Source organism: Vibrio sp. QJM3NY_27 (assembly GCF_057785955.1).
The window spans coordinates 2223470-2241349 of record NZ_CM173511.1; the positions used below are offsets into that span (position 1 = coordinate 2223470).

The following is a 17880-nucleotide window of genomic DNA, read 5'->3' on the forward strand; positions in this document are numbered from 1 at the left end:
TATTAATTACCCTTGTTGTTCTGCTAGCTCAGTGGCTAGAGTTTGAATTTTGTTAATTAGAGATTTGAAATCTGATGTCTTTAAGCACGGGTTCAAGATAGTGAATTTCAGCGCACTTTTACCATCAACGACCGTTTCGCCAAGCACGGCAGCGCCACGAGTCAACGCCTCCAGTCTTAACGTCTGATTCAGTTTGTCTAAATCAAGAACACCGTTTGCTGACTGTCCATTACTAGGAACCGAACGGAACAGCACAGTCGAAAGAGACGGCTCAGCAAGCAGTTCAAAATCATCATGCATCTGAATCAGATCGGCAACCTCAAGCGTCTGCTCTAGAAGGTGATCGTACATATCACCCAGTTGCTTTGGCCCAACGCTTTGCATAGTCATGAAGACTTTCAGTGCATCGAAACGCTTGGTGGTAGCGATAGACTTATCGACTAGATTTGGCAGCTCATCGTGCTCACGATTCAAGTAATCTGCGTGATGCAGTAGGTACTTAAAGTTCGCTTTGTCTTTGAGAAGCACAGCACCACAGCTGATTGTTTGGAAGAACAACTTGTGGAAATCAACGCTCACTGAGTCCGCTTTTTCGATGCCTTTCAGGCGAGCTTTATGGCTACTTAAGATAAGCGCACCACCGTAAGCACTGTCGACATGGAACCAAAGATCTTGTTGGTTGGCGATGTCAGCTATCGCTTCCAGGTCATCAATAGCACCGTGATCGGTTGTACCCGCGGTACCGACAACAGCAAAAGGAATCAACCCTTGAGCTTTAAGTGCTTTCACTTCTGCGTCTAGCAAGTCCGGCTTGATAGTGCCGTTTGCATTGGTGTCAACACAACACACTGCCGCTTCACCTAAACCCATTAAAGAGGCCGACTTTTGAACCGTGAAGTGAGATTTCTTTGAACATAAGATACGCAGCTTGCTTGCGTATTCTGGCAAGCCAAGCTTTTGGATAGAATGGCCATTGTGCTTATCGGCAACCCAATCTCTCGCAAGCAATAAACCCATTAGGTTACTTTGCGTGCCGCCGCTGGTGAAAACACCGTCAGCTTGTGCGCCAAGTTGATATTTGTCACACATCCAATCCACCACACGCTGCTCAACATAAGTCGCAGCAGATGCTTGGTCCCATGAATCCATCGATTGATTCAACGCCGCGATAATCGATTCCGCAGCAACAGAAGCCATAAGAGGAGGCGTGTGAAGGTGTGCAATACAGTCTGGGTGCTGCACAAAGATAGAGTTCGCTGCGACTAAGTCAGCCGTGCTATCCACAACATCAACCAAAGCGTGTTGGTTGTTATCGAGATCGACAGCGTTGATAGCTGCTTCTAGCATTTTTGGATCTAAACCCGAATAAGGGGTTTCAACCTGTTCAAAAACCGCTTTCATCGCTTGAGTAGTTTGGTTCATCACGCTAGCAAATTCGTCGCTACCGCCTAAACCCGTCTGGATGAAATGCTTGTTCCATTCCTGATTTGATTCTTCGCTTTGTGTTTGGTCTTGTCGTAAACCACCACCCGCTGCGATGATCGCTTCTTCCATGACGCGCAATGCAAAGTCGATCTGCTCAAAAGAGATAATCATAGGTGGAAGGAAACGAATTACCGAACCATCACGACCGCCCTTCTCGACCATTAATCCGCGCTCTAATGCTGCTCGTTGAATCGCTAACGTCAGCTCGCCGTCTGATTGCGGCTCGCCAAATTTGTTGAGTTCGCCGTTTGGTTGCTTGATCTCAGCGCCAAGCATCAAGCCTTTGCCACGAACTTCAGCAATACAGTTCACACGCGATTGAATTCTCTCAAGCCCATGACGTAAGTATTGGCCTGCGATGTTCGCGTGCTCAACCAAACCATCTCGCTCGATGATTTCTAATGCTTTAGCGCCAGATACCATTGCTAATTGGTTACCACGGAATGTACCGGTGTGCTCACCCGCTTTCCAAGTATCAATGCTCTTATCGAACACAAGCAGCGACATAGGCAGTCCGCCGCCAATCGCTTTAGACAAGCACAAAATATCAGGGTTAACGCCTGATTCTTCAAACGCAAAGCGATGACCAGTTTTACCTACACCACACTGAATTTCATCAAAGATAAGTAGGATGCCGTGTTCATCACAGATGCGACGCAAGCCTTGTAGCCAAGATGCCGGGGCTGGAATCACGCCGCCCTCACCTTGTACAGGCTCAACGATCATTGCTGCAGGTTTCATGATGCCAGATTCGTCGTCATTCAACATACGCTCGATGTAACGAATGCTTGCGTTGGCACCTGCTTCACCACCAATGCCAAACGGGCAGCGAAGATTGTATGGGAAAGGCATGAAATGTACGTCAGACATTAAGCCGCTACGACGCTCTTTAGTGCCAAGGTTACCCATCATGCCCATGGTGCCGTTCGTCATGCCATGGTAAGCACCACGGAAAGCAAACATGGTGTTACGACCTGTTGTTTGCTTGGCTAGCTTGATAGCCGCTTCCACAGCATCAGCGCCAGACGGGCCACAAAATTGAAGAACCGAGTTAGTTGAAAAATCTTGAGGGAGAAAAGCTTTAACTCGCTTGATAAACGTCTCTTTTGCTTGAGTCGTAATATCAAGTGTTTGGTATGGCAAACCTGAATCGAGTTGGTCTTTAAGTGCTTGGTTGATTTCAGGGTGGTTGTAACCCAAAGAAAGTGTACCGGCACCAGCTAAGCAATCGAGAAAGAGTTGGCCACGAGTATCTTCAACTAAAACACCACATGCTCGTTTAATAGCAATAGGTAGGCGTCTTGGGTATGAACGAACATCCGATTCATGTTGCTCTTGTTCAAGCAAAATAGCGTCAGGTGTTAGGTCGTAAGTTCCCTCAACGATAGGAACCATAGTTGAAAATGAATTTGCGATAGTATTAATATCGACTTCAAAGGCGGTAGTCATAAAAATCCCCTTGAATGTGTTCATACTCACCTCCATCAGACGCAATTGCACACCGTCCCTCTATTGATTTAGAGAGAATTCATAGTGAAACACGCGTATTGTCTAGAAATGAGATAATGAGATATAGCTGTACGCTCGCATAAGTCAAATGACGAATACGAAATTAGGCCGTCTTAGGACAGCAAAAATTAGTTAACGTGAGCTCAAGGTTCAGTAATGCTACTGTTTTGAAGAATTGGACATTTGTGCAGTATCGGACAGCTATGAAGAACTGGCCCTTTTGGAAATGCAGAGCTGATTAGCAATGTTGTTATTAGTGTGTTCAATGTTGGGTTTCCCATTAGCATGGCGAATTGCGCCATAAGTATCCCGTCTATCAGCTAAAGGATTAGCCGATACCTACCCTACGTAATGTCCCAATCAGCAAGAATGGTCACTACGCGTATCCCCCAGAAGCTATCGCTGCTCTTTTTGAACATTGATCATTCCGAGATTGCGCGGGAAAGTAACATAAAGTGAAATGAACGATCAATAGTTTTTAATAATAGCTGGATAAATAGGAGCGGTGACTGACAAATTGCTGCAAATATCGTCAACTTAATCTTTAGGTAAGGCGACCCCGGTTCATTCGTCCCTCATGCCCGAGGAACGAGTTCATAGGGAATCTCGCTTTTAAAACGAAGTTAAAGGTATGAGAGTTTGAGTATTTTATCGACCGTCTAACCACGGGAGTCAAACAGGAAAAATGTGGGGTAATAAAATGTTGAACAGCAGAAACCAAAAAGCCCGAACATTTCTGTTCGGGCTTTTTAATTTGGAGCGATACATCGGGTTCGAACCGATGACCTCAACCTTGGCAAGGTTGCGCTCTACCAACTGAGCTAGTATCGCATTTGCTACATCCGTTAAGACGTAGACTTTAATAGATGGTGCCCCGGGCCGGACTTGAACCGGCACAGCGCGAACGCCGAGGGATTTTAAATCCCTTGTGTCTACCAATTCCACCACCAGGGCACGCAATTCTTTATTGCGATGCCGATTACTGAAAAGTAAAACACCATCTTAATGCTGACGCCAATCAACATTACAAATTTTGGAGCGATACATCGGGTTCGAACCGATGACCTCAACCTTGGCAAGGTTGCGCTCTACCAACTGAGCTAGTATCGCATTTTCATTACTCTTCTAAACGAAAGAGATAATGGAGGCGCCTCCCGGAGTCGAACCGAGGTCCACGGATTTGCAATCCGCTGCATAGCCACTCTGCCAAGGCGCCTTAGTAGCTCCAATCGAATCGCTTATTGCCATCCTCTTGGGTACGGGATGCATTTTACGGATTCAGAGGATTGAGTCAATATTATTTTTGTATTTTTAATTCGTTTGAATAGATTTCATACGAAACAGGCTAAATAGCTGACTTTGTGTGCAAAGGACTTTGTGGACAGGCCATTCAAAGGCGATCTATATCACATTAGATATCCACTATTGATAACTTAACCTTAGGTTAAAGATCAAAAAAGCGAGCCTCAGCTCGCTTCTTCATCAATGATGTTTTTCGTCTAACAAATCGTCTTTGGCAGCCATCAAGTATTGCGCCATTGACCAGTATGTAAGAACGGTTGCAACATAGAGCGCAATGTAACCTACCCACACCATCCAGTCGTCGTATCGCCAGATCAGTACCCAAAGAGCGAACATCTGAGAAACGGTTTTGACTTTACCAACCCAAGATACCGCAACGCTTGCACGTTTACCGATTTCAGCCATCCATTCACGAAGCGCCGAAATAATAATTTCACGAGCGATCATGGTAACCGCTGGAATCGTTATCCAAATCGAATGGTAATGCTCAGTCATCAAGATAAGAGCCGTAGCAACCAGCACTTTATCCGCCACAGGGTCAATAAAGGCACCGAAGCGAGACGTTTGCCCGAGTTTACGAGCCAGCATGCCATCTAGCCAGTCGGTAAAACCCGCTATCCAAAACACCATTGCAGCAGCAAAAGGAGCCCATTGGTAAGGTAGGTAAAAAACAACAACGAATACTGGGATCAAAAATAGTCTCAGTAAGGACAAAATGTTAGGTATATTCAAACGCATATTATTAGGCTCTTATTAATTGCGCTTTAATGGTGCGGGATTTTTACTATTGTTTCAATGCTTGATAAATGTTTTCTGCCAAAGAATGACTAATGCCCGGCACTTTGGCTATTTCTTCGACAGTTGCACGCTTAAGTTCTTGTAAGCCACCCATATATTTCAGCAAAGATTGACGGCGCTTAGGCCCTACCCCTTCAATTCCTTCAAGTGCACTGGTTCTACGCGTTTTACCACGTTTTGCTCTATGCCCTGCAATCGCATGATTATGGCTTTCATCACGTATATGTTGGATAAGGTGCAGTGCTGGCGCATCACTTGGTAAATTAAACTCTTCACCTTCAAGGGTCACCAAGGTTTCCAAACCCGGTTTACGTGTTACCCCTTTCGCAATACCCATCATTCTTGGTCGAAACGGCCAATCATCCCAATATTTGGAAATGATCTCATGGGCACGATTCAACTGACCTTTACCGCCATCGATAAAAATGATGTCTGGGATCTTGTCGACATCGAGTTGTTTTGAATAGCGTCTCTCAAGCGCCTGAGCCATTGCAGCGTAGTCATCACCACCGGTAATACCTGTGATGTTGTAACGACGGTATTCCGGTTTAACTGGCCCTTCTTGATTGAAGACTACGCAAGATGCAATCGTACTTTCACCCATGGTGTGACTGATATCGAAACATTCCATGCGTTTGATAACGTCCATCGACAGCACTTCTTGAAGCTCCTTAAAGCGCTGATTGATCGTCATCTTGTGATTAATCTTGGTGGTAATGGCTGTTAATGCATTGGTGTTAGACAGTTTAAGGTAGCGACCACGAGTTCCAGAAGGATTAGTATTGAAGTGGATCTTACGACCCGCAACTTCACACAAGGCTTCTTGAATCGGAGTGACATCTTCCATCAAATCAGCATTAAGGATGAGACGAGTTGGGATGGTTCTCGCTTCATTATGTGCAAGATAGTATTGGCTTAAAAAGCTCGAAAAGACTTCCTCTCGCACCGTATTGTTTGGAATTTTCGGGAAATGGCTTCTACTGCCTAAAACCTTTCCTTGGCGAATCATCAAGATGTGAATACAAGCCACGCCATTTTCTTGAGCAAAACCTAACACGTCCATATCTTCCATTGAGTCGTCAGATACGTACTGTTGCTCTTGCACGCGTCGAATCGCTTGGATCTGGTCGCGGAAAGCAGCAGCTTGCTCAAAGCGAAGCTCTTGGCTTGCCTTGTCCATTTTATCGATGAGCGTCTCAAGAACTAGCTTGTCTTTCCCCTGTAGGAATAAACGAACGTAGTCAATAAGTTCACTGTACTCTTCATCAGAGATGATTGAGCTGACACATGGCGCAGCGCAACGACCAATCTGATACATCAAACACGGGCGCGTTCTGTTGGCATAAACCGTATCTTCACACTGACGAGCAGGAAAGATTTTCTGTATTAGGTGCAACGTCTCACGCACAGCGCCGGAATCAGGATAAGGACCAAAGTACTCTCCCTTTTTCTTCTTAGCACCACGATGCATCGACAAACGAGGATGTTTGTGACCACTAATAAAAATATAGGGATACGACTTATCATCACGCAGAAGTACGTTGTATTTCGGTAGATACTGCTTGATGTAGTTGTGCTCAAGGATAAGAGCTTCTGTTTCTGTATGCGTTACAGTGACATCGATTTTGTCGATATTGCTAACTAAAGCGCGCGTTTTTTCACTGTCGACTTTTTTACGGAAATAACTGGAAAGGCGTTTTTTGAGGTTCTTAGCTTTACCGACGTAAATAACAACAGCCTCGGCGTTATACATACGATAAACGCCGGGCTGTTCTGTTACTGTCTTGAGAAATGACACTGAGTCAAACAAGTTGGTCACTATACGATCTCAGTGTTAAAGGGTCTCAGTGTCTAACATTCCATGTCTAATCGCTAAATGCGTCAGCTCTACATCGCCACTGATATCCAATTTGCTGAACAAACGGTAGCGGTAACTGTTGACTGTTTTAGGACTTAGATTGAGTTGTTCTGAAATATCCGTCACTTTCTGACCTTTGGTAATCATCATCATGATTTGAAGTTCACGCTCAGATAAGTCTGCGAATGGATTTTCAGACGCAGGCGAGAATTGGCTCAAAGCCATCTGCTGCGCAATTTCTGGTGAAATGTATCGTTGGCCACTATTAACCACTCGAATTGCATTTACCATTTCATCCGGACCCGCCCCTTTAGTAAGGTAACCAGCAGCTCCAGCTTGCATCACTTTAGTTGGAAACGGATTTTCCGTATGAACAGTTAAAACGATGATTTTAACATCAGGGTTGAAACGCAAGATTTTCTTGGTTGCTTCTAAGCCACCAATACCAGGCATATTCATATCCATCAAAATAACGTCAGTATTATTAGTACGACACCATTTTGCAGCATCTTCACCGCTTTCAGCTTCCCCTGCTACGTTCATTCCACGGACGTCTTCAATAATACGTCGTATCCCTGTGCGAACCAGCTCGTGATCATCTACAAGGAAAACATTTATCAAACTTGTATCTCCACACTATTAATTGGCTCTGCAACCACTGTGTCATTTCATCTGTTTGAAACAATTGAACAAAGGAACAGTGGATCGCAGCATTGAGTACATCTTAACTTAATTACTAAAAAAAAGCTCTGTTGAATATGTGCTGAAACACGAACTTTAGCAAGTACTTATTAACAAATAAGCTAACTAAAACAACAAGCTTTTTCTAAAAATCAACCAGTTAAAACAACACCCAATAAAATTACACAAGATAAAGATATTTTCAATACCATTGAATAGCCATTCGCGATAATTTCACTTATTTGCTTATTGAGTCCCGTTATTTGCCTCTGTTAACTAGAATTTAGTTAGTATTTTGGTTGCCTATTGTGCGCAGAGAGCCGCTAGATGGTAGTATTCGATTCCCAATTTCAATAGGTTACTACATTGGATATTCAGCAAGGCTTTGTACTCACAAGACAAGCGAGAGACTTTTCAGGGCGTACCCAAATTGACTTGTGGTTAAGCTCCCCTCAAGGCCCAACTCTGTTGACGATTCAAAATGAAAAACCTGTATTTTTCGTCGCTCAATCTGACGTTGAAGAATGTCAGGCAATCGCAGCGAAAGAGTCGATCGATTGCCAATTCAAGTCTCTAGAACTAGCCACATTCGATCAAACTCCTCTCGCCGCATGTTACACCTCACTGTCGAGAAGTAGCTTTGGTTTAGCACAAGCCTTTCACAGCGAAGAGATTCAGACCTTTGAAAGCGATATTCGACTCGCCGATCGATATCTAATGGAACGCTTTATCAAAGGCAGCATTGAGTTCACTGGGACTGCCGTGCAAAAAAGTCAGCATCTTAGAGTCTCCAATGCAAAATGCAGAGCGGGCGATTACTTACCCAGTTTATCTGTGGTTTCACTTGATATTGAATGCTCAGAAAAAGGCGTGCTTTATTCCATTGGCTTAGACAGCCCGATGGACAGCCGAGTCATCATGGTCGGCGAACCACAAGAGGCTGACACAAACGTCCAATGGGTCCCTAATGAGAAAGCTCTACTCGAGGCGATGATTAGATGGTTTTCTGAATTTGACCCCGACATCATCATCGGATGGAATGTCATTGATTTCGATTTTAGGCTGCTGCACAAACGTTCAGAATGGAACGAAGTGAAGCTCAATATTGGTAGAGACAATCAACCAAGCTTTTTCCGTAGTTCTGCACAAAACCAGCAAGGCTTTATCACTATCCCAGGCCGCGTTGTGTTGGATGGCATCGACATGCTCAAGACAGCGACCTACCACTTCCGCTCTTGGTCTCTTGAATCGGTATCTCAAGAGCTACTCGGCGAAGGTAAAGACATCCATAACGTTCACGACCGCATGGATGAGATAAACCGGATGTTTAAGTTCGATAAGCCTTCGCTCGCCAAGTACAACCTGCAAGACTGCGTGCTAGTAAACCGCATCTTCGAGCACACTCACCTACTCGACTTCGCGATTGAGCGCTCTCGATTAACCGGTGTCGAGCTGGATCGTGTTGGTGGTTCTGTTGCGGCCTTTACTAATTTATACATGCCTCAAATACACCGAGCAGGTTACGTCGCGCCTAATTTAGAGCCCGAGAACTGGATTGCTAGCCCCGGTGGCTACGTGATGGACTCCATTCCCAATTTATACGACTCGGTTTTGGTACTCGATTTTAAGAGCCTATACCCATCGATCATTCGTTCTTTCTTGATTGATCCAATGGGGCTGATAGAAGGACTAAAGTTAGAGTTAGGCTCTGAAGAAGACCAAGCGGTGGCTGGGTTTCGTGGCGGTCAGTTCCATCGCTCTAAACACTTTCTACCAGAGATGATCGAAAACCTGTGGGCAGCACGTGACGTTGCAAAGAAGAACAACGAAAAAGCGTTCTCTCAAGCGATTAAGATCATCATGAACTCCTTCTATGGTGTGCTTGGCTCTTCTGGCTGTCGCTTCTTCGATACCCGTTTGGCCTCATCGATCACTATGCGTGGGCATGAGATCATGAAGCAAACCAAGGTTCTAATCGAGGATAAAGGTTATCAAGTAATTTACGGAGATACCGATTCAACCTTCGTATCGCTAAACGGCAGTTATGATCAGAAAAAAGCAGATGAGATCGGAAACACATTAGTCGCTTACATCAACGACTGGTGGACGAATCACTTAAAAGAAACCTACAACCTAACCTCAATACTTGAATTGGAATACGAAACTCACTATCGCAAGTTTCTAATGCCAACTATTAGAGGTTCAGAAACCGGCTCGAAGAAACGCTATGCAGGCTTGATCAATCAAGGCGACCAAGAGAAGATCATCTTTAAAGGGCTTGAAAGTGCGCGAACCGATTGGACACCTCTCGCGCAGCAATTCCAACAAACCCTGTATGAGATGGTGTTTCACGACCAAGATCCAACGGACTATGTCAGACAGTTTGTCGATGAAACCGCTGCCGGTAAACACGATGATTTACTGGTGTACCAAAAGCGTTTGCGCCGCAAACTACACGAGTATCAAAAAAACATTCCGCCACAGGTTCGCGCAGCTCGTATGGCCGATGAGATAAATGCCAAACTTGGTCGCCCGCTTCAATACCAAAACAAAGGGCGTATTGAATATTTGATTACGCTGAGTGGCCCTGAGCCAAAGGAGTATTTGAAGAGTGGCATCGATTATCAGCATTACATCGACAAACAAATCAAACCGGTCGCAGAAGCTATCTTGCCCTTCATCGGTTTAGATTTTGAACGAGTCAGCGGGCAGCAGCTAGGCCTGTTCTAGACCTATTCTATTTTCGAAACGGCCTTCAAACTCGAGATGTGTATTAAAACTCGAAATAGGCATTAAAAATCGAGATAAGCTTAAAATGAAAAAGCAGAGACGTGCTCTTCAGCTTGCTCTGCTTTTCATATCAATGGATAGCTTGATAGCTTACGAACCCCTACCCGATTCGAAACTCAGTTTTCTGATACTGCTTAACCAGCCACTCACCAAAGCCATCAAGAATCCCTATCACCGAACGTTTAGGAATCGGTCTACCAGAAAGTAAAATGCCTAACCTTTGGATTTCGACTTCTTTCTCTGGATGATATTTCAAGAACTGTTGACCACACTCTATTGGGTCATCGAACCAATATTTGTCACGATACATCACCAAAGAATAACTCGCTCGCAGTAGCTTTTTAGCAATAATCACCTGTGCTGCAACTTGTTGTTCTGGCGTTGTTGCTCGGGCAATCTTATTACGATAAACCGCTAACCAGTTTTCCGCATCCATATTCCAATGCTTAGCAATTTCCCAACTCGTTTCGAAATCACCATAGCAGTCCGATAGATCTTCACCATGCACACACACAGCTAAATGCTTGAGCATAAAGCCCCAAGTAAATATGTTGTCGAAATCAACGATCTCGCTCACCAAGGTGGTTTTGATTGCCACTTGAGTGACCTGAGGGAAGCTCTTTTGGAAGCGCCACTTGATGGTATTCAGCAGCGTAGTTCGTTGATCTGGGAAATGACGATGAGTAACCACGACCACATCTAGATTCGAGCGACCGACAACGGCTTGCTTACGTGCCACACTGCCATAAACATAGACACTGTGTAGATTGGATCCTAACCCACCTTTTAAAAAGGTAATCAGATCGTTAACCACAGGTTGGAATTCAGGTTGAAATGGCTGTGTTGGGTCAATAACAGGTAGCTGCATAGGTCGTTTCGGTAAATAAAATAATGATTTAACTGTCTCTCTATGATCGCTTAGGTGACTTTATGATTCAAGCTATTCCTATTTATAGCGTCTACGAGATATAATCACCGGATAGACCCAATAAGGACAAACACAAAATGCCTAGAGCAAGTGAGATTAAAAAAGGTTTTGCGATCAACGTTGATGGCAAAACAGTACTAGTAAAAGATATCGAAGTGACAACACCAGGTGGCCGTGGCGGTCAAAAGATTTACCGCTTCCGTGGTCACGATGTAGCAACTGGCGTTAAAACAGAAGTTCGCCACAAGGCTGACGAAATCGTTGAAACTATCGACGTAACTAAGCGTGCAGTGATGTTCTCTTACGTTGACGGCAACGAGTACATCTTCATGGATAACGAAGATTACTCACAGTTCATCTTCAACGGTGAAATGATCGAAGACGAACTGCTGTTCATCAACGAAGAAACTCAAGGCATGTACGCGATTCTTATCGACGGTACTGCAGCAACGCTTGAGCTACCAACTTCAGTTGAGCTAGTGATCGAAGAAACAGACCCTTCAATCAAAGGTGCATCTGCTTCAGCTCGTACTAAGCCAGCTCGTCTGTCTACAGGCCTTACTGTTCAAGTTCCTGAGTACATTGCAACTGGCGACAAAGTTGTTGTGAACACAGCTGAACGTAAATACATGAACCGCGCAAGCTAAGATATTTATTATGACCGAAGCTAACGACCTAATGTCTTACGACGACGCAATTGACACTGCATACGACATCTTTCTAGAGATGGCTCCTGATAACCTTGAACCAGCAGACGTGATCCTATTCACGGCTCAGTTTGAAGATCGTGGCGCTGCAGAGCTCGTTGAAACTGGTGACGATTGGGTTGAACATGTTGGCTTTGAAGTCGACAAAGAGATCTACGCTGAAGTACGCATTGGTCTTGTAAATGAAGCTGATGATGTCTTAGATGACGTATTCGCTCGTCTGCTGATCAGCCGTGACCCTGAACACAAGTTCTGTCACATCTTGTGGAAACGCGACTAGGCTCTTCTTAAATCAGCTCAGAGTACTGAGCTGATTTTCTTACGACTTCATAGCCTCATCACTTTACCAAACTGCAACTCTACAAAATTATGACCAAAGCAAAGACAGATACCCTATCCAAAGGCTATGCCTGTGTTGGATTAGTAAACCCCAAAACACCTGAAAATGTTGGCTCAGTAATGCGAGCAGCTGGTTGCTACGGAGCAAACTCTGTATTTTATACGGGCACCCGTTATGACCACGCTCGACAGTTTCATACCGACACCAAAGAAAAGCACCTTGAGCTACCATTAATTGGTGTTGAAGACCTGAAAGACATTATTCCCGTTGGCTGCGTACCAATCGCGGTTGATTTGATAGAAGGCGCTAAGCCTCTGCCTGATTATAAGCACCCACCTCGTGCTTTTTATATCTTCGGCCCTGAAGATGGGACTCTGAAAAAAGAGATCACGGATTTCTGTCGTGAAACCATCTACGTTCCGACCAATGGCTGCATGAACCTTGCTGCCGCGGTCAATGTTATTTTGTATGACCGCATGGCGAAGGGTGATAATTTTTCTAATCATTTGAAAGTGACCTAATACCAATCGTAGTCCATAGCTAGTCACCCTAGCTAGTGAAGCACTTCTACCTAGTTAATCGTTTCTGCTTGGTAAGCACTTCCACATGATTTGAACTGCGCCATATTCAAGACGAAAAAAAACCTGCTAAGTTAGCAGGTTTTTTAGTATTCGAAACGTTGGATTAAGCTTTAAGCTTAAGAACTGTAGCAACTACTGGTGTAATTACTTACGTGATCTTGGCTTAGCCGGTTTAGCCGGGCGTCCGTTGTTCAATTTAGGCTTTTTGGTAGCCTGAGGTTTGCCATTGGTCGCTGGAGCACTACGACCTGAATCAGGTGTTGTAGTACCGCGAGTAGCAGGCTTCTTACGCTTAGTCTGGTTACTACGGCCTTTAGGAGCATTTGCACGCTCTTCGTGACGCTTAACAGCACGACGAATTTTCTGGCTACGAGAACGCTCACGCTTACGAGAAGTGTTTGCAGGATCAAGATCCAACAGTGTCTCTTTTTCTGGCTGAAGTTCAACAAGCTCACGCAAGTAGTTTACTTCTTGAAGATCTAGCTCTTTCCAACCGCCACGAGGCAGTTTCTTATCAAGGTAGATATCACCGTAACGTACACGCTTCAAGCGGCTTACTGTTGTTTCTTGTGATTCCCAAAGACGACGAACCTCACGGTTACGACCTTCGTTAATCGCTACGTAGAAAGTATGGTTCATACCTTCACCGCCAGCGTAAACCACGTCTTCGAAACGAGCCATACCATCTTCAAGTTGAACGCCACGAGTCACGTTTTTAACTTTTTGCTCAGTCACTTCACCAAACACACGTACTAGGTACTCACGCTCAACCTGACGGCTTGGGTGCATTAGGCGGTTTGCAAGTTCACCATCAGTAGTGAAAAGCAAAAGACCCGATGTGTTTGCATCAAGACGGCCAACTGAAATCCAACGAGAACCACGGATCTTAGGTAGACGATCGAAAACAGTACGGCGACCTTCAGGATCGTGACGAGTACAAAGCTCACCTTCAGGTTTGTAGTAAGCAAGTACACGACAAACCACTTCTTCAGAGGCCTTGCCTGTAATTGTGTGGCCATCGATACGGATCACTGAGTTCTCGTCTTCAAGACGCTCACCCAATTTCGCAACTTGACCGTTAACACTTACACGACCAGATTTGATTAAACCTTCTAGTTCACGACGAGAACCGTGACCAGCTCGCGCTAAAACCTTCTGTAATTTTTCGCTCATTTACTCTTTTCTACCTAATTGTCGTCTTCACAGACGTCGAATGAATTTTTCGCGACCAAATCGCGGTCGCGTATTATCGCAAATAACCTGCCAAAAAGCACTTGTTATTTACTCTGGCAGGTTTGCTGTTTCGTTACAGACTGTTAATCAGTAACGCTATTATTCAAACGGCGCTGGATCGCCGGCACCACGACGTAAAACAACGGCATCATCGTCACTGAAGTCAATAACCGTAGTCGGTTGCTCACCTAGATAGCCGCCATTCAAAATGACATCAACCGCATGCTCTAGGCTGTCGCGAATTTCTTCTGGATCCGATTCAGTTGTCTCGTTACCCGGAAGAATTAGAGACGTCGACATCAATGGCTCGCCCATTGCTTCCAACAGGTCAAGTGCAATCTTGTTGTCTGGTACACGAATACCAATCGTTTTACGTTTCGCGTTCATCAAACGCTTCGGCACTTCTTTGGTTGCTTTAAAGATAAACGTGTAAGCACCGGGCGTGTGCGCCTTAAGTAAACGGAAAGCAACGTTATCAACTCGTGCATACAGTGACAACTCAGAAAGATCACGGCATAACAAGGTGAAATTGTGCTTATCATCGATTCGACGAATTTTACAGATGCGTTCAAGTGCTTGTTTATTTTCAAGCTGACAGCCCAGCGCATAACCGGAATCTGTTGGATAAACCACCACACCACCACTACGAATAATCGCAACAGCTTGAGTAATTAAGCGCGCTTGTGGGTTATCTGGGTGTACATAAAAAAACTGGCTCATTGTTGATCCTCGTTATCGAATCTCTCGACTCTATCATCAGAAGGAGCAGGTTCACCTAAATACTGTCATCAGTATCAGTTGGTGAAACCGTTTGAAACTCCCAATCTTTCCATACTTCTTCGACCCCAGAAGGTAGCCAGAGATTACGTCCAAGTTCCATCCACGGAGATGGATAATGGAAGTCACTGCCTTGGGAGGCTAATAGTTTGTATTGTATAGCATAATCCGCAAGTGTGCGTCTTTCTTGTTGTGCTTGCTGAGGTTGAGCCACTTCCATAGCGTCACCATTTGCTTCAACAAATGCAGCGAGCAGACGTTTAACCCACTTAGCTGTAAGTCCATATCGCGCAGGGTGAGCCAATACCGCTTGACCACCAGCCGCATGAATAGCCGTTACAGCATCACTCATTGAGCACCATGTTGGCGGCACATAGCCTGGATTGTTGCGCGTAAGAAACTTTTTAAACACCTGCTGCATGGTTTTCGCGTAGCCGTTGTCGACTAACCACTTCGCAAAGTGCGCTCGAGTAATTGGTGCATCACCAGCAATCAACTTAACTTCTTCCAAAACGCCTTCACGGGTCGCTTTCTCGAGTCGTTGAGCAATCATCTCAGCACGCCCAATACGATGAAGCTTTTGTTGTTCTATTAACGCTTTCAATTCTGGTGATTCAGGATCGACGTTTAACCCAACAATATGGATATCTTTGTTTTGCCAAACGGTTGAGATCTCGATGCCGTTAATCAACTGAATAGGAAGATTGTTATCAGCAATATAGCTGCGAGCTTCAGCAAGCCCATCAGTCGTGTCATGATCTGTAATCGCTAACGCTTCGATGTTAAAGCCTAACGCTCGGTCAATCAGTTCAGGTGGAGTAAGTCGGCCATCTGAGGCTGTTGTATGACTATGTAGATCAATTCTCATATATTCTTTTTCATTGTTTTCAATTTTTATCGTTATATTTGTGTCAACGCACTTGACCTGCAAGCGCAAAACTAGTTAACTAGTACGCAAATACGAAGTATCACATTTGATAGGTTCACTATGTTACAAGAATTTAACCAAAACCATAAAGATAAAGTTTTAGAACTTTCTTCAGTAGAAGCAAGTTCAGAGCTTAATTGGTGGCGCACTTGGACAAGTTCTTGGTGGGCCAACGTGTACTTCTAATTAAACAGTTTGTTTATAAAAAAGTTATCACTAAGCCCGCTTTCATAGCGGGCTTTTTAATTTGTCGAACATCTCACATTCAACTGACTAACAAATCAACGAATTGACCATATTCTAGATTGGGTGAAAGGTATCTTTATGCGACTATGTACGGCAGGAAATTTAAAGAATCATAAAGGAGGTCTTGTGAACAAGGCCATTGAAATCAAAAAGCTGGGAACCATTGAGGTCATCAACTCTTCCGTTCCTTACTCGCAAGATCCAACCAGTGTTTTTCATACTCTGTGTGAAAACAAAACAGACAGTCTGTTGTTGGAATCTGCTGAGATTGAATCTAAACAGAACCTGACAAGCCTACTCCTTATCGACTCTGCTGTTCGCATCGTATGTCGCGGACATGAAGTAACCTTTCAAGCGTTGACTCAAAATGGTCAAGCGCTAATCGAACACCTAGCTCAAAACGTTAAAACAGAGATCAAATCTGACCTTACCGCTAACGTTTTGACGCTGACTTTTGTCGAGCCAAGCAACGAATTAGATGAAGACTCACGTTTAAGAGAAGCTTCTTCATTCGATGCACTGCGTTTGGTTCAACACAGCTTTGAGCAAGACGCTGATAACAAGCACGCGTTATTCATGGCTGGCCTATTCGCTTACGACATCGTGGCGAACTTTGAACCGCTAGGCGATGCAGAAGCGACCAACAACTGCCCTGACTTTGTTTTCTACGTTGCTGAAACACTATTGCGTTTCGATCACCAAGAGAACGAAGGTCTGCTTCACGCCAGCTTATTCACTCAAGATGAAAACATCAGAACACAGTTAACTGAACGTCTAGCTGACATTCAAACACAATGTCAGTCATTGAAAGCCATCACAGAAGTAACGCCGCTCGACAACGTTGAAGCTGTACCAAGCGTTTCAGATGAAGACTTCTGCCAAACGGTTCGTGACTTAAAAGAATACGTAGTAAAAGGCGATGTATTCCAAGTGGTACCTTCACGCCGCTTCACACTGCCTTGCCCTGCTCCACTGGCGGCTTACAAAGAACTCAAGCAAAGTAACCCAAGCCCTTACATGTTCTACATGCAAGATGAGCTGTTTACTCTGTTTGGTGCTTCTCCAGAAAGCGCGCTGAAGTACGAAACCAAAACCAACCAAATCGAAATTTACCCAATTGCTGGTACTCGTCGTCGTGGTAAGCGCCCAAATGGCCAAATCGATTTCGACCTAGACAGCCGTATCGAACTTGAACTGCGTACCGACAAGAAAGAAAACGCTGAGCACATGATGCTGGTCGACCTAGCGCGTAACGATGTGGCTCGTATTGCCGAAGCAGGTACTCGCCACGTGGCAGACTTGTTGAAAGTTGACCGCTACAGCCATGTAATGCACTTGGTTTCTCGTGTTGTTGGTCAGCTACGTGAAGACTTAGATGCCCTACACGCTTACCAAGCTTGTATGAACATGGGTACGCTAACGGGCGCGCCAAAAATCCGCGCAATGCAACTTATCCGTGACGTAGAAAAAACACGTCGTGGTAGCTACGGTGGCGCAGTGGGCTACTTAACCGGTGAAGGCACATTAGATACTTGTATCGTGATTCGCTCTGCTTACGTTGAAGATGGCGTAGCACAAGTACAAGCGGGTGCTGGCGTGGTGTTCGACTCAGACCCACAAGCAGAAGCAGATGAAACTCGCGGCAAAGCTCAAGCGGTCATCTCAGCGATTCAAGCAGCTCATACTAAAAACCTAACAAATAAGAAGGAGTCGTAAT

Annotated in this window: 14 protein-coding genes, 4 tRNA genes and 1 other annotated feature; of the genes, 6 read left to right on the top strand and 12 right to left on the bottom strand. The window is 44.8% G+C overall.

Going from position 1 to position 17880, the window contains the following annotated elements:
- Positions 1-6 precede the first annotated feature (6 nt).
- From AC3CIA_RS09885 to uvrY, 8 genes are all read right to left on the bottom strand, one after another.
- Positions 7-2958 carry a diaminobutyrate--2-oxoglutarate transaminase family protein gene (locus tag AC3CIA_RS09885; RefSeq protein ID WP_488518065.1) on the bottom strand — a complete coding sequence of 984 codons (2952 nt, stop codon included), beginning with the start codon at positions 2956-2958 and terminating at the stop codon, positions 7-9.
- 791 nt (positions 2959-3749) lie between these two features.
- A tRNA-Gly gene (locus tag AC3CIA_RS09890) sits at positions 3750-3825 on the bottom strand.
- Positions 3826-3861: 36 nt separating this feature from the next.
- Positions 3862-3948 (bottom strand) — tRNA-Leu (locus tag AC3CIA_RS09895).
- Positions 3949-4028: 80 nt separating this feature from the next.
- A tRNA-Gly gene (locus AC3CIA_RS09900) sits at positions 4029-4104 on the bottom strand.
- Positions 4105-4136: 32 nt separating this feature from the next.
- Positions 4137-4210: transfer RNA gene (locus AC3CIA_RS09905), tRNA-Cys, on the bottom strand.
- 266 nt (positions 4211-4476) lie between these two features.
- On the bottom strand, positions 4477-5034 hold the full coding sequence (gene pgsA / locus AC3CIA_RS09910) for a CDP-diacylglycerol--glycerol-3-phosphate 3-phosphatidyltransferase (RefSeq protein WP_488518066.1): 558 nt from the start codon (positions 5032-5034) through the stop codon (positions 4477-4479).
- Positions 5035-5080: 46 nt separating this feature from the next.
- Positions 5081-6913 (bottom strand): excinuclease ABC subunit UvrC, encoded by a 1833-nt coding sequence (uvrC, locus tag AC3CIA_RS09915; protein WP_017078220.1) that lies wholly within the window; start codon positions 6911-6913, stop codon positions 5081-5083.
- Positions 6914-6928: 15 nt separating this feature from the next.
- Positions 6929-7573, bottom strand: a complete 645-nt coding sequence (gene uvrY, locus AC3CIA_RS09920; protein ID WP_004729778.1) for a UvrY/SirA/GacA family response regulator transcription factor — start codon at positions 7571-7573, stop codon at positions 6929-6931.
- Positions 7574-7999: 426 nt separating this feature from the next.
- Here uvrY and AC3CIA_RS09925 point away from each other — a divergent pair, with 426 nt between their 5' ends.
- Positions 8000-10363, top strand: coding sequence for a DNA polymerase II (locus tag AC3CIA_RS09925; protein WP_054547343.1), 2364 nt, complete (start codon positions 8000-8002; stop codon positions 10361-10363).
- Positions 10364-10523: 160 nt separating this feature from the next.
- Here AC3CIA_RS09925 and AC3CIA_RS09930 read toward each other — a convergent pair whose 3' ends face one another.
- Complete coding sequence (locus AC3CIA_RS09930; RefSeq protein WP_054547342.1) at positions 10524-11291, bottom strand: nucleotidyltransferase family protein; 768 nt, start codon at positions 11289-11291, stop codon at positions 10524-10526.
- Positions 11292-11428: 137 nt separating this feature from the next.
- On the opposite strand from AC3CIA_RS09930, the gene efpL reads away from it, so the two are divergent.
- From efpL to AC3CIA_RS09945, 3 genes are all read left to right on the top strand, one after another.
- A complete protein-coding gene (efpL, locus tag AC3CIA_RS09935) occupies positions 11429-11998 on the top strand; it encodes an elongation factor P-like protein EfpL (RefSeq protein WP_004729781.1) in 570 nt (189 codons plus the stop codon).
- Positions 11999-12008: 10 nt separating this feature from the next.
- Entirely contained in the window at positions 12009-12338 is a 330-nt protein-coding gene (locus AC3CIA_RS09940; protein WP_004729782.1) for an HI1450 family dsDNA-mimic protein, read from the top strand.
- Between the two features lie 89 nt (positions 12339-12427).
- Positions 12428-12919: an RNA methyltransferase gene (locus tag AC3CIA_RS09945; RefSeq protein WP_004729783.1), complete on the top strand. Its 492-nt coding sequence runs from the start codon at positions 12428-12430 to the stop codon at positions 12917-12919.
- Positions 12920-13123: 204 nt separating this feature from the next.
- Here AC3CIA_RS09945 and rluB read toward each other — a convergent pair whose 3' ends face one another.
- From rluB to rnm, 3 genes are all read right to left on the bottom strand, one after another.
- Positions 13124-14152, bottom strand: a complete 1029-nt coding sequence (gene rluB / locus AC3CIA_RS09950) for a 23S rRNA pseudouridine(2605) synthase RluB (protein ID WP_004729784.1) — start codon at positions 14150-14152, stop codon at positions 13124-13126.
- Positions 14153-14311: 159 nt separating this feature from the next.
- Positions 14312-14932 carry an L-threonylcarbamoyladenylate synthase gene (locus AC3CIA_RS09955; protein WP_017076369.1) on the bottom strand — a complete coding sequence of 207 codons (621 nt, stop codon included), beginning with the start codon at positions 14930-14932 and terminating at the stop codon, positions 14312-14314.
- A gap of 55 nt (positions 14933-14987) precedes the next feature.
- Positions 14988-15857, bottom strand: a complete 870-nt coding sequence (gene rnm, locus AC3CIA_RS09960) for an RNase RNM (protein WP_054547341.1) — start codon at positions 15855-15857, stop codon at positions 14988-14990.
- Positions 15858-15977: 120 nt separating this feature from the next.
- Between rnm and trpL2 the strand changes: the two genes are divergently transcribed.
- On the top strand, positions 15978-16103 hold the full coding sequence (gene trpL2 / locus AC3CIA_RS09965) for a tryptophan operon leader peptide (RefSeq protein ID WP_009848753.1): 126 nt from the start codon (positions 15978-15980) through the stop codon (positions 16101-16103).
- Positions 16050-16164 (top strand) — a sequence feature (Trp leader region). (Overlaps the previous gene by 54 nt.)
- A gap of 125 nt (positions 16165-16289) precedes the next feature.
- A complete protein-coding gene (locus AC3CIA_RS09970; protein ID WP_488518067.1) occupies positions 16290-17879 on the top strand; it encodes an anthranilate synthase component 1 in 1590 nt (529 codons plus the stop codon).
- Position 17880: the final 1 nt, after the last annotated feature.

What these genes read in the sequence shown, in the direction of transcription:
- AC3CIA_RS09945 (WP_004729783.1), top strand. Translation starts at nt 12,428, where the DNA reads ATGACCAAAGCAAAGACAGATACCCTATCCAAAGGCTATGCCTGTGTT.
- rnm (WP_054547341.1), bottom strand. Translation starts at nt 15,857, where the DNA reads ATGAGAATTGATCTACATAGTCATACAACAGCCTCAGATGGCCGACTT.
- rluB (WP_004729784.1), bottom strand. Translation starts at nt 14,152, where the DNA reads ATGAGCGAAAAATTACAGAAGGTTTTAGCGCGAGCTGGTCACGGTTCT.
- AC3CIA_RS09955 (WP_017076369.1), bottom strand. Translation starts at nt 14,932, where the DNA reads ATGAGCCAGTTTTTTTATGTACACCCAGATAACCCACAAGCGCGCTTA.
- trpL2 (WP_009848753.1), top strand. Translation starts at nt 15,978, where the DNA reads ATGTTACAAGAATTTAACCAAAACCATAAAGATAAAGTTTTAGAACTT.
- pgsA (WP_488518066.1), bottom strand. Translation starts at nt 5,034, where the DNA reads ATGCGTTTGAATATACCTAACATTTTGTCCTTACTGAGACTATTTTTG.
- AC3CIA_RS09930 (WP_054547342.1), bottom strand. Translation starts at nt 11,291, where the DNA reads ATGCAGCTACCTGTTATTGACCCAACACAGCCATTTCAACCTGAATTC.
- efpL (WP_004729781.1), top strand. Translation starts at nt 11,429, where the DNA reads ATGCCTAGAGCAAGTGAGATTAAAAAAGGTTTTGCGATCAACGTTGAT.
- AC3CIA_RS09940 (WP_004729782.1), top strand. Translation starts at nt 12,009, where the DNA reads ATGACCGAAGCTAACGACCTAATGTCTTACGACGACGCAATTGACACT.
- AC3CIA_RS09885 (WP_488518065.1), bottom strand. Translation starts at nt 2,958, where the DNA reads ATGAACACATTCAAGGGGATTTTTATGACTACCGCCTTTGAAGTCGAT.